We start from the raw sequence: 12,420 nt of genomic DNA on the forward strand, positions 1-12,420 counted from the left end.
AGACTTCGGGCAGCCGTCCGTCGACAGGAGCCCCGCCTCGGGAAGCGGCACGCTCGGCGAGAGCGCACAGCCGTGCCGGGGTGAGTCCTGCAAGGTCACGGAAGCCATGGCCCGTCACCACATGATCCTCCTGGAAATCTGCACATCGCGTGCGTGAGCGTGCCTGCCACCTTCACCATTCGTCGGTATGCCGGATATGCCCCATGTGATTGGTGATCCTTCGTCCTGGTTGGTTCCGTGTGGTCGGCGAGCTGCCCGTATCTGTTACTCGATCTTGCGGAGAAGTTGTCACCATTCGGTGAATGAAGCGGTCGCCCACCCCTGAAGGGGCATCAGCCGGATTGGCTGGCCGGCGCTTTCGCGTGCTTTCATCATGTCCGCTGCGGCAGCGCAGGGAATGGCGTCCGAATTCTCGGCCTGCCAGGCTGCCGCAGAATCCCCCCAACAAATGAAAGGTGCGCATAATGCGTAACTACGTTGAGACCCGTGAGATCGCCGACGACGAGCTGGACGCCGTTTCCGGCGGCCTCGTCAGCGTGTCCGGTGGCCTGGCCGGCGCCGTGACCAGCGACGTCAGCGACGTCGTGGGCCTCGCGGGCTCCCTCCACACCGTCCAGGCCGCGCAGGGCGTCGTCTCCCACGTCCCCGGCCTGGTCTCGGGCATCACCGGCGTTTCGGTGAACGTCGGTCGCGCCGGTCTCTGATCGGGACAGATATCCCCATGAACCCCGGAGCGTCCCCCCCATGGCTCCGGGGTTCGTGCCCGGCCGCCCGCCTGCCCGGCCGATCCGAATGCAGTTGAAGGAATAGTTCGTGCAGTTTCGTCAAAAGGCGCTTTCCAAGCTGCAATCGCCCGAGGAACTCGATCTGCCCGTACGCTTCGCGCGCCCACAAGGGCGGCTCGTACTGGCCGTCACGCTCGCCGTCATGACCGCCGCGAGCTTCTGGGCCCTCACCGGCACCGTGTCCTCCAAGCTGAGCGCACCCGGCATCCTCACCCACGCCGAGGGCAGTTACGTACTGCAGAGCCCGGTCGCGGGACAGGTGACCGGCGTCCTCGCCGAGGAGGGCCAGCTGCTGTCGTCCGGCGCGCCCCTGCTGACCGTCCGTACCGACCAGGGCGACCGGCCCGTTCGCGCGGTGACCGGCGGCAGGCTGACGACCCTGGTCGCCAAGGTGGGTTCGGTCGTCACGACCGGCGCGGACGTGGCGACCGTGGAACGCGTGCAGGACCCACAGGATCCGCTCGTGGCCGTGCTGTACGTGCCGGCCGGCAGCAGCTCGACGATCCCGGTGGGCGCCCCGGTCGACCTGAGCGTCCAGTCCGTCCCCCAGCCCCGCTTCGGGGTGCTGCGCGGCCGCGTCAAGGCGGTCGGCCGCGCGCCCCAGACGCAGGCTCAGATCAGCGGCTTCCTCGGCGACATGGGGCTCGCCGAACAGTTCGCCCGGCAGGGCAATCCGGTCGCGGTGTTCGTGCAGCTGGAGCGTTCCTCCACCACCAAGACCGGCTACCGGTGGTCCTCCGGGGACGGGCCCCCGTACGCCATCGGCTCGACGACGCCGGTCACCGGCGCAGTCCACCTCGCCGCCCAGCGCCCCGTCGACTGGCTGCTGCCGTGACCGCCCCGCAGTCACAGGCGCCCCAGCTGCCTCCCGCCGGACGCCGCCGCCAGCGTCCCGAGCCCAGGCGCGGCACGCGCCGCAGGCCCGCCGCCAGGGGCAAGACGCCCAGGACCGTACGCACCCCCACCGTGCTGCAGATGGAGGCGGTGGAGTGCGGAGCCGCCGCCCTGGCCATGGTGCTCGGCCACTACGGCCGCTTCGTCCCGCTGGAGGAGCTGCGCATCGCCTGCGGCGTCTCCCGCGACGGCTCCCGCGCCAGCAACCTCCTCAAGGCGGCCCGTGGTTACGGGCTGAAGGCCAAGGGCATGCAGATGGACCTGGCCGCGCTCGCCGAGGTGAGGGCCCCGGCCGTCCTCTTCTGGGAGTTCAACCACTACGTCGTCTACGACGGCACGGGCCGCCGCTTCGGCCGCAGGGGCGTGTACGTCAACGACCCCGGCAAGGGCCGCCGGTTCGTACCCATGGACGAGTTCGACACCAGCTTCACCGGTGTCGTGCTCACCTTCGAACCCGGCGACGGTTTTCGCCGCGGCGGCCGCAAGCCCGGCGTCCTGGGCGCGATGCCGGCCCGCCTGCGCGGCACCTCAGGCACCATGGCCGCCGTCGTGATCGCCAGCCTGCTGCTGGTGGCGGTCGGCGCGTCGGCGCCCGCCCTGAACCGTGCGTACATCGACATGTTCCTCATCGGGGACCAGACGTCCCTGCTGGGCGTGCTGTTCGCGTCGATGGCCGCCACCCTGGTGCTCACCGCGACGCTCACCGCACTCCAGCAGGCCAATCTGCTGCGCGGGCGCATCATCTCCTCCACCCTGGGCAGTGCCCGCTTCCTGCGGCACCTGCTCAGACTTCCGGTCACCTTCTACTCCCAGCGCAGCCCCGCCGACCTGGTCCAGCGCCTGCAGTCCAACGACGCCGTCGCCGAGACCCTCGCCCGGGACCTGGCCGCCGCGGGCGTGGACGCCGTCGTGGTCCTGCTCTACGCGGTGCTGCTGTGGACGTACGACCCCCAGCTCACCCTCGTCGGCGTGATGATCGCGCTGCTCAACGTGGTGGCCATGCGGATCGTGATCCACCTGAGGGCCACCGGCACGCAGAAGCTGCGCGCCGAGAGCGCCCGGCTGACGAACACCTCGTACAGCGGTCTCCAGCTCATCGAGACGATGAAGGCCACGGGCGGCGAGAACGGCTTCTTCCGCCGCTGGGCCGGACAGCACGCGGTCACCCTCGACGTGCAGCAGCGGCTCGGCGTGCCCAGCGCGTGGCTGGCGATCGTCGCGCCCACGCTGGCCGCGCTCAACAGCGCGCTGATCCTGATGATCGGCGGCCTGCGGGCGGTGGACGGGCACCTCTCCGTCGGCCTGCTCGTCGCCTTCCAGGCCCTGGTGACCAGCTTCACCGCGCCGATCTCCCGGCTGGGCGGCGTCGCCGGACGGATCCAGGACTTCGCGGCCGACGTGGCGCGCCTCAAGGACGTCGAGAACTTTCCCGTCGACGCGGTCTTCTCGCGGCGCGAGCCCCCCGGCGGCACCCGCCGCCTCAAGGGCCACGTCCAGCTGGACCACGTCACCTTCGGCTACAGCCCGCTGGACGCCCCGCTGCTCAAGGACTTCTCCCTCTCGGTCGGCCCCGGCCAGCAGGTCGCGCTCGTCGGCGGCTCCGGCAGCGGCAAGTCCACCGTCTCCCGGCTCATCTCCGGCCTCTACACCCCCTGGGAGGGGACCATCCGCATCGACGGGATGCGGCTGAAGGACATCCCGCGCGGCGCGCTGGCCGCCTCCGTCTCCTTCGTCGACCAGGACGTCTTCCTCTTCGAAGGCACCGTCCGCGACAACGTCACGCTGTGGGACCCCTCCATCCCGGACGAGGCGGTCGTCGCCGCGCTGCAGGACGCCGCCGTCCACGACGTGGTCGCCCGCCGGCCCGGCGGCATCCACAGCCGGGTCGAGCAGGACGGCCGCAACTTCTCCGGCGGCCAGCGCCAGCGCCTGGAGATCGCCCGGGCGCTGGTGCGCCGCCCCAGCATCATGGTCCTCGACGAAGTGACCAGCGCTCTGGACGCGGTGACCGAGCAGGTCATCATCGACAACCTGCGCCGCCGCGGCTGCGCCTGCGTGGTCATCGCCCACCGGCTGAGCACCGTACGCGACAGCGAGGAGATCGTCGTCCTCGACCGGGGCACGGTGGTGGAACGCGGGCGGCACGAGTACCTGGTGGCCGCGCAGGGCCCGTACGCCCAACTGGTCAAGGAGCACTGAGGTGACGTACCCCCAACACGCAACGGCTCCCTCCCCACACCCCGGCTGGGCCCCGGCCCACTACTCCGACGCGGTCGTCGCCGCCCTCGGCGCACTGGGCTCGCCGGTCGACTGCACGGGCCTGCGCAGCCTGTCGCTGGAGGGCCCGCTCGTCCTCTGGCTCGTCGTGCACGGCGAACTGGACCTCTTCGCCGTCGACGCGGCACAGGCCGGGCACTGGCACTTCCTGGGCCGGCTTGAGGCGGGCACCCTCCTGCTGGGCCCGGCCGAGGGGCCCGAGCACACTCTGGTCGGCCGGCCCCAGCAGGGGTGCCGGCTGCGCCGCATCGAGCTGCGGGAGCTGCCCGGCCCGGAGTACGGCGCCCCGCTCCAGCAGTGGTGGGCCAACCAAGCCGACCCAGCCGGCCAAGGGGTGCACAGCGCCCCCGCGCCACAACTGAGCCCGCTCGACGACGCCTTCGCGCGCGGCATCGGCCGCGGCCTGCGCGTGCTCTACCACGCACCGCTGGACGGCCGCGCCACCACCGGGCAGGGCGGAGCCGACGACGACATCCTGTGGATGCAGATCACCCCCGGTGCCGTCCAGTACGGAGCCGCGTACGAGACGGAGGCGGTGGGCACCCTCCTCGTCGACGTGGCGATGTGGCAGGGCATGGTCGACCAGCAGTACCGGCTGCTGTACGCCCTGGACCGCTGGATCGAGCAGCTCGAACGCGACCACGAGGACCGTACGGCTGCCGGCATCGAGGCCGGTCAGACCGCCCGCACCCAGGCGGACCGGGCGCTCCTGGCCTCCATCGGCCGCTCCGGAGGCCGTTCCCGCCGGAGCGCGGACGCCGACGCGACCTTCGCCGTGTGCCGCCTGGTCGCCCGCGAGGCCCGCATCACCCTGTCCGAACCGGGGTCCGAACCGGGCGAGGCGTCTTCCGCCTCCGAGCGGATGGACCCCGTCGAGCGGATCGCGCTCGCCTCGCGGATCCGCACCCGCACGGTCAGGCTCAGCGGACCCTGGTGGCGGGAGAACAGCGGCCCCCTGGTGGGCCTGCGCGAGCAGGACGGCACGCCGGTCGCCCTGCTGTGGCGGCGAGGCCGCTACGAGGCGTTCGACCCGGCCACCGGCACGCGCGAGCGCATCGGCAGGGGCGACGAAGCCGCCTTCGAACCGCGCGCCGTCATGTTCTACCGCCCGCTGCCCGACGGGCGCGTGGGCCTGGCGGCCCTGCTGCGCTTCAGTGTCCGCGGCACCCTCCCCGAGCTGCGCAGCCTCGTCCTGGGCGGGCTGGTCGCGGTGCTCCTGGGCGCCCTGGTGCCCATCGCCACCGGCCAGGTGCTCGGCCGGTACGTGCCCGACGCCGAGAACGGCCTCATCGTGCAGACGGCCCTGGCCCTCATCGCGACCGCCGTCGTCTCGGCCGCCTTCATGCTGCTGCAGAACATCTCCATCCTGCGCATGGAGGGTCGCATCGAGGCCACCTTGCAGCCCGCGGTGTGGGACCGCCTGCTGCGGCTGCCGACGAAGTTCTTCGCAGGCCGCTCCACCGGCGAACTGGCCGGAGCGGCCATGGGCATCAGCGCGATGCGCCGCGTGCTGTCCGGCATCGGCCCGGTCTGCGTACAGGCCGGCGCGGTGGGCACGATGAACCTCGTACTGCTGCTCGTCTACAGCGTCCCGCTGGCCATGGCCGCCATCGCCATGCTGGTCTTCATCGCGGCGGTCTTCCTGGGCCTGGGGCTGTGGCAGCTGCGCTACCAGCGCCGGCTGGTCAAGCTCGGCAACCAGCTGAACAACCAGGCCTTCCAGACCCTGCGCGGACTGCCGAAACTGCGCGTCGCCGCGGCCGAGAGCTTCGCCTACGCAGCCTGGGCGCGAGAGTTCGCCCGTACCCGCGAGCTCCAGCAGCGCATCGGCCGGATACAGAACGTCATCACGGTGCTCGGCGCGGTCTACCTGCCGCTGTGCACGCTGGTGATGTTCGTGCTGCTGGCCGGACCGGCCCGTGGCGCCATGTCCGCCGCCGAGTTCCTCACCTTCAGCACCGCCCTGACGATGCTGCTGTCCTCGGTCACGCAGCTGACCGGCGCGCTCATCTCGGCTGCCGCGGTGCTGCCGATGTTCGAGCAGGTCAAGCCGCTCCTGCGGGAGGTCCCCGAGGTGGCCCGATCCAGCACCCGGCCGGGCGAGCTGACCGGCGCAATCGAGGCCGCGAACCTCTCCTACCGCTACAGCGACGACGGCCCGCTGGTCCTGGACGACGTCAGCTTCCAGGTCCGGCCGGGCGAGTTCGTCGCGATCGTCGGGGCAAGCGGCTGCGGCAAGTCGACCCTGCTGAGGCTGCTCATCGGCTTCGACAAGCCATCCGAAGGCAGCGTGCTCTACGACGGCCAGGACCTGGCGGCGCTCGACCAGGCGGCCGTGCGCCGCCAGTGCGGCGTCGTCCTGCAGAACGCCCAGCCCTTCACCGGCTCGATCCTCGACTGCATATGCGGCACCGGGGCGTACTCGCCGGAGGAGGCGTGGGAAGCCGCCGCGCTGGCGGGCCTGGCCGAGGACATCAAGGCCATGCCGATGGGCATGCACACCATGCTGTCCGACGGCGGCGGCACCGTGTCGGGCGGCCAGCGCCAACGGCTGATGATCGCCCAGGCCCTCCTCCGCAAGCCGCGCATCCTGTTCTTCGACGAGGCCACCAGCGCGCTGGACAACGAGGTCCAGCGCGTGGTCATCGAATCCACCCGCACCCTGCGCGCCACCCGCCTCGTGATCGCCCACCGGCTGTCCACGATCATGGACGCCGACCGGGTGATCGTGATGTCGGACGGCCGCGTCGTCCAGCAGGGCCCGCCCGCGGCACTGCTCGCCGACCCGGCCGGACTCTTCCACGACCTGGTCCGCCGCCAGCTGCGATGACCCGCGGACCGATCTGTCAGGCCCCGGTCGTCAGGTGCCCTCTTCGCCGCCACGGGGCGGAACAGCCCGTCATGGAAGGCCGAGACCATGCACGCGATCAGGTTCTCCGCGTGGTCCCGGAGCGCCTGAGCGAGCATGGTTGACCGTCGCCCCTCGGTCTCCTCGGCCGACGCCGCACGGATCCTCCAGGGGTAGCGCTGCCGGACGCGGCCCGCTTTCCGGTCTGCGCGCCTCTCGGCCGACCGCTTCCCGCACGATCACCCGGTTGGCGCATCGCACGGTGAGCCCGGCTGAACGCGCGGAACTGCGGTGCCACCTGTCCAATGACCGGGAAGCGGCCTTTCGCCCCAGTCGTCCTCAGGGAGCGCCATGAATCTGCCGTCCGGGCCGCCCTCGGCCCGGCGGCGGCGCCGGGAGGGCCACCGGCGGGAGACGACCCCGGAGGAGGCAGGATGCCCGGCTCTGCTGACGTGCCCGCCCGCCCCGCGGCACGGGAAGCGCACCGGCGCGATGCGCTGTTCCACCGGCCCGCGCGCGCCCTGCGCAGGGACCTGGCCCAGTTGCTGTGCGCGGTGACCGGGCTGGTGCTGGGCCTGCTGGCACCCCTGGTCACAGCGGGGCCCCTGGTGGCCGCCGGGCGGGTGGTCAGCGTGTTGTTCACCCTCGGCTTCGGCGTGGTCAGCCTGGTCAGCATCATCTACTCGATGCTGTTTCTGGTCGTACAGTTCTCCGCGAGCACGTTCACACCCCGCCTCGGCCTGTTCCGCGACGAGCCGATCGTCTGGCGGGCGTTCGCCTTCACCGTCGGCGTGTTCGTCTTCTGCGTCACCTCGGGCCTGGCCATCGGCACCCGCGAGAGCGTCTCCGTCTTCGTCCCGTGCGCCGCCATGATCCTCACTCTGGTAGCGCTCGGCCTGATGCGGACGCTGCAGATGAAGGCGTTCCATTCGATCCAGCTCGGCCACGCGCTGACCGCGATCACCGACCGCGCACACCGTCTTCACGACGGCCTGTACCCACACCCGCACGCCCCGCACGGGACCTCCGCCCCGCAGTCCGGGGCGACCGGCGCGGGCGTGGCCGTTCGCTGGGCCGGGCCGCCGGCCGTGCTCCAGGGGATCGACGTGCCGGCCCTCATGGCCATCGCGCGGGAAAACGACTCCACGGTCGCCTTCCGGGTCGCGCCGGGTGCGACCCTGTCGGGTGGCATGGTGTTCGCCGAGGTGACGCTGCCCGGTCCGGCTGAGGCGGAGCTGCGGGCAGCCCTGTCGACGGGGGTGGAGCGCACCTTCGGACAGGACCCCGAACTGCCGTTCAGACTCCTCGCCGACATCGCGCTCCGCGCCCTGTCCCCGGCGGTGAACGATCCGGCCACGGCCGTGGAGGCCTTGGAGCGCCTTGAGGACCTGCTGACCCGCCTCGCCGGCCGTGACCTGGACGTCGGCCGGTTCCACGACCACGCGGGACGGCTGCGGGTGAGCGTCCCGGTGCCCGGCTGGGGCCGGTACGTCCGGATCGCCGTGGACGACGTGGTCATCGCCGCCGCCGGATCCCCGATGGCCTTGCGAGCGATGCGTGACATGCTGCGAAGACTGGCGGAGCGGACCCCCCAGTGCCGTCGTGCCGTGGTGGAAGACCGGCTCCGGTGGGTCGAGCGGACCGGCGGCGACACGTACCCGCTCGTCTGGACGGCGGCCGAAGGCGAATAGCCCCGGGCCTGGGCAGGCGTCGCGCTCGCCACGGACCCGCGCCCGGTCACGGCGTGCCCCGCCTCCGGCATCGCGCCACTGTGTGAGACGAGCCCGTAGACGGCGACCCGCGGCCTCGCACGGACGTCCGGGCCGGATGCTCCGGTCCGGCCCCGGCCGTGGTCCCGCCCCGTGTGGCGCGCACCCGGGAGCGAGCCGAGAATGAGACTGCCGGACCGGGTCCATACGATGTCGCCCGCAGGATCCGCGGCGATCCCCGCCCGGGCTGCCCCAGCCCGCAACGGCAGTCACAGCGAAGAAGTGACGCGCGAGCTCGACGAGCGGCGTCACTCCGTGCACGCCGGGACGCGCAGTTCCCTCCTGGCGTGCCGTAAGGACCCAGGTGATCGCAGATGTGCCGATGGCTCGCCTATTCGGGGACACCCATGCTGCTCGACACCATCCTCTACAAACCCGCCCACTCCCTGATCGACCAGAGCCTGCACTCCAAGCTCGGCGTGGAGACCACGAACGGTGACGGGTTCGGTGTCGGCTGGTACTCGCAGGACGACGCCACGCCGGCGCTGCTCAGAGACGTCGGCCCGGCCTGGAACAACCGCAATCTGCGGGAGATGGCCGACCACGTCCGCGCTCCCCTGTTCTTCGCCCACATCCGCGCCTCGACCGGCACGGCGGTGCAGCAGTCGAACTGCCACCCGTTCCGGCACGGCCGCTGGATGTTCATGCACAACGGCGCGGTCTCCGGCTTCCACCTGATGCGCCGGGACCTCACCATGCTCGTCGACCCCGCGCTGTACGCCGACATCGAGGGGACGACCGACTCGGAGGTGATGTTCTATCTGGCCCTCACCTTCGGCCTGGACCAGGACCCGCCGGCCGCCGTGGCCCGGATGGCGGGAACGGTGGAACGCGCCGGGCACGACCACGGAGTGGAGTTCCCGCTCCAGATGACGCTCGCCATCACCGACGGCGAGAGCATCTGGGCCTTCCGCTACTCCAGCGCGCACGCGTCCCGGTCGCTGTTCTACAGCAGCAGGGTGGACGCACTGCGCAAGCTGCATCCCGATGTGGCGTTCCTGCGGGAGATCTCCGAGGAGACCCGCCTGATCGTGTCAGAACCCCTCGGTGATCTGCCCGGCGCGTGGAACGAGGTGCCGGAGAGCACCTACGGCATCGTCCAGCCGGGCGCTGACGCGATGTACCCCTTCGTCCCAGTGCCTGCATGACACGGCCACCGGACCCATCGGCCGGCGGGCCGCCGCCGTCCGGCCGGTCAGCTCCCGGAACCCTTGTGGAGGGCCGATGCGCCCCTACCCGCCGATCGCCGAACACGGTCTGATCGGGGACCTGCAGACCTGTGCCCTCGTCTCGTCCGAGGGAGTGCTCAACTGGTTCTGCTCACCACGCTTCGACTCACCCAGCGTCTTCGCGAGCCTGCTCGACGACGACCGCGGCGGCTACTTCGCCATCACGACCGACGCCGCCGGCCGGCCCCGAGGCGAACCGCCGGACAACGCCGGCGTCGTCACCCGCCAGCTCTACATGGCCGACACCGCGGTCCTCATCACCCGCTCCCTCACCCCCGAAGGCGTCGGCGAAGTCATCGACTTCATGCCCGTCCACGAGCCGCACACCGCCACCGACCGGCACCAAGTGGTGCGCATCATGCGGGTGGTACGCGGAACCGTGCGCTTCGACCTGGAGTGCCGCCCGCGCTTCGACTACGGCCGGGCGTCCCACGAGCTGACGTACGACGGCGCCACCGCCCGCTTCGACGGGCCCGGCATCACCGCGCACCTGCAAGCCCTGGGCCCCGTGGCCCTGGAGGCCGACGAGACGGACGTGCGGGCGGCCGTGACCCTGTCCGAGGGAGAACGCGCGGCCGTCCTGCTGACGGTCTGCGACGCGGGCAGCGCGGCCCCACCGCCCGTGAGCCCGGGTGACGTGGTCAAGGCGTTCGACGCCGTGCGCGGGTTCTGGCACGGCTGGATCGGACGCTGCGCGTACCGCGGCCGGTGGCAGCAGATGGTCAACCGCTCCGCCATCACCCTCAAGTTGATGACGTACGCCCCCACCGGGGCGCCCGTCGCCGCCGCCACCATGGGCCTGCCCGAGCAGGAGGGCGGCGAGCGCAACTGGGACTACCGCTACACCTGGATCCGTGACGCCTCGCTCGCCGTGCGTGCCATGCGCGACCTCGGCCTCACCGAGGAAGCACACGCGTTCCGGAGCTGGCTCATGCGGCGGGTGGGGGACGGTGGAGCCCCCAACGGCGAACCCCTGCAGATCATGTACCGGGTCGACGGGGATCCGTACTTGGGCGAAGAAGTCCTCGACCACCTGGAGGGCTGGCGGGGCGCGGCTCCGGTGCGCGTGGGCAACGGCGCTGCGGACCAGCTGCAGATGGACATCTACGGGGAGGCCGTCCACGGACTCTCCCAGGCCGGCGCGGCCGGCGACCTGCTGGGCTTCGACGACTGGCAGCGCTGCGCAGCCCTGCTCGACTGGCTGTGCGAGAACTGGGACCGCCCCGACGAGGGCATCTGGGAGACCAGGGGCGGCCGGAAGGACTTCACCTACAGCCGCCTCATGTGCTGGGTCGCCCTCGACCGCGGCATCCGCCAGGCCACGGCCACCGCCCGGCCCGGGGACCTGCCCCGCTGGACCGCCACACGGGACGCGATCCTCGAACAGGTCATGACCCTCGGCTGGAGCACGGAACGGCAGGCGTTCGTCCAGGAATACGACAGCAACGTCCTGGACGCCTCACTGCTGCTCATGCCCCTGGTGGGCTTCATCACCCCCAAGGACCCGCGCTGGCTTTCCACCCTCGACGCCATGGACCGGGAACTCGTCTCCGACAGCCTCGTCTACCGCTACGATCCGGCGGCCTCCCCGGACGGCCTCCAGGGCTCGGAAGGCACCTTCTCGCTGTGCACCTTCCTGTACGTCTACGCCCTCGCCAGGGCAGGCCGTCTCGATCAGGCCCGCTACGCCTTCGACAAGATGCTCACGTACGCCAACCACGTCGGGCTCTTCGCCGAAGAGGTCGGTCTCACCGGCGAACAGCTCGGGAACTTCCCCCAGGCCTTCACCCACTTGGCGCTCATCACCGCAGCACTCGCTCTTGACTCCGAACTCGACCGAGCCGCGGGCGTCGCCTGACGCCCGCTCTCCGAGGGGGTGCGCCGCCTTGGTGCTCGACCTTCTTCTCATCGGCTCGGCGGTCACGCTGTTCCCGTTGCCCATCATGGCCTTCGTGCTGGTGGTGTCCGCACCCCGGGGGGTGCGGACGGGCCTGGTGTTCATCCTCGCCTGGCTGGGGTGTCTCGTGGCCGTGATGGCGGTCGTCCTCCTCCTCACCGACGGGCGGCCGCCACCGCCCCGCTCGGTGCCGTCGGCCGCGGCACTGGTGGCCACCCTGCTCATCGGTGCGGGCCTGGCCGGGTACGGCGAGCACCGGCGGCGCCGGCGCCGCCGGACCACCTCGTGGAACCCGCGACCATCCGCGGCTCCCGCCCCGTCCGCGACCTCCCGGACGCACAATGCCACCGGATGGTCCGCGGCAGCCCTGGCCGTGCTCCTTCAGCCATGGGGGATGGTCGGCGCCGCCGCCGCCACCGTGGTACGGGCCGACCTCTCCCACGGTGCGTCCTTCCTGGCGCTCACGGCCTTCTGCCTCCTGGCCACCTCCACCCTGCTGGCCATGGAGCTGTACATGGTGTTCTCGCCCGAGCAGGCCCAGCACTCCCTGCTGCGCCTGCGAGCGTGGCTGGAACACCACAAGGAACCGGCGATCGTCGTCACCTGCCTCCTCCTGGGCCTGTGGCTCGTCGGCAGGAGCCTCTACCAACTGACCAGTTGACCCCACGACCGTGCCGCCGTGCCCTCGGCGGCCGTCCCGGAAGCCCGGCCTTGGGCAAGG

General features: G+C 71.5%; 8 protein-coding genes. All 8 read left to right on the forward strand.

The window, feature by feature from the left end; all coding sequences use genetic code 11:
• The first annotated feature begins 464 nt into the window (after nucleotides 1-464).
• The 8 genes from ACZ597_RS32260 (at nucleotide 465) to ACZ597_RS32295 (ending at nucleotide 12,360) form a co-directional block, all read left to right on the forward strand.
• On the forward strand, nucleotides 465-704 hold the full coding sequence (locus ACZ597_RS32260; protein WP_469112906.1) for a hypothetical protein: 240 nt from the start codon (nucleotides 465-467) through the stop codon (nucleotides 702-704).
• A gap of 109 nt (nucleotides 705-813) precedes the next feature.
• Nucleotides 814-1,620, forward strand: a complete 807-nt coding sequence (locus tag ACZ597_RS32265) for a hypothetical protein (protein ID WP_471338162.1) — start codon at nucleotides 814-816, stop codon at nucleotides 1,618-1,620.
• Nucleotides 1,617-3,878 carry an NHLP family bacteriocin export ABC transporter peptidase/permease/ATPase subunit gene (locus ACZ597_RS32270; protein WP_471338167.1) on the forward strand — a complete coding sequence of 754 codons (2,262 nt, stop codon included), beginning with the start codon at nucleotides 1,617-1,619 and terminating at the stop codon, nucleotides 3,876-3,878. Before ACZ597_RS32265 ends, ACZ597_RS32270 begins: the two co-directional genes overlap by 4 nt.
• A 1-nt stretch (nucleotide 3,879) precedes the next feature.
• Nucleotides 3,880-6,786 (forward strand): NHLP bacteriocin export ABC transporter permease/ATPase subunit, encoded by a 2,907-nt coding sequence (locus ACZ597_RS32275; RefSeq protein ID WP_471338172.1) that lies wholly within the window; start codon nucleotides 3,880-3,882, stop codon nucleotides 6,784-6,786.
• 452 nt (nucleotides 6,787-7,238) lie between these two features.
• The gene (locus tag ACZ597_RS32280; protein ID WP_471338175.1) at nucleotides 7,239-8,495 is read left to right on the forward strand and encodes a DUF2254 family protein; all 1,257 of its coding nucleotides are present in this window, start codon (nucleotides 7,239-7,241) and stop codon (nucleotides 8,493-8,495) included.
• A gap of 392 nt (nucleotides 8,496-8,887) precedes the next feature.
• On the forward strand, nucleotides 8,888-9,721 hold the full coding sequence (locus tag ACZ597_RS32285) for a class II glutamine amidotransferase (protein ID WP_471338180.1): 834 nt from the start codon (nucleotides 8,888-8,890) through the stop codon (nucleotides 9,719-9,721).
• Between the two features lie 76 nt (nucleotides 9,722-9,797).
• Nucleotides 9,798-11,660, forward strand: a complete 1,863-nt coding sequence (locus ACZ597_RS32290; RefSeq protein ID WP_471338185.1) for a glycoside hydrolase family 15 protein — start codon at nucleotides 9,798-9,800, stop codon at nucleotides 11,658-11,660.
• A 28-nt stretch (nucleotides 11,661-11,688) separates the two neighbouring features.
• Entirely contained in the window at nucleotides 11,689-12,360 is a 672-nt protein-coding gene (locus ACZ597_RS32295) for a GAP family protein (RefSeq protein ID WP_471338188.1), read from the forward strand.
• Nucleotides 12,361-12,420 lie beyond the last annotated feature (60 nt).

This window comes from Streptomyces sp. NPDC040718, assembly GCF_055593565.1.

What these genes read in the sequence shown, in the direction of transcription:
- ACZ597_RS32260 (WP_469112906.1), top strand. Translation starts at nt 465, where the DNA reads ATGCGTAACTACGTTGAGACCCGTGAGATCGCCGACGACGAGCTGGAC.
- ACZ597_RS32280 (WP_471338175.1), top strand. Translation starts at nt 7,239, where the DNA reads ATGCCCGGCTCTGCTGACGTGCCCGCCCGCCCCGCGGCACGGGAAGCG.
- ACZ597_RS32285 (WP_471338180.1), top strand. Translation starts at nt 8,888, where the DNA reads ATGTGCCGATGGCTCGCCTATTCGGGGACACCCATGCTGCTCGACACC.
- ACZ597_RS32290 (WP_471338185.1), top strand. Translation starts at nt 9,798, where the DNA reads ATGCGCCCCTACCCGCCGATCGCCGAACACGGTCTGATCGGGGACCTG.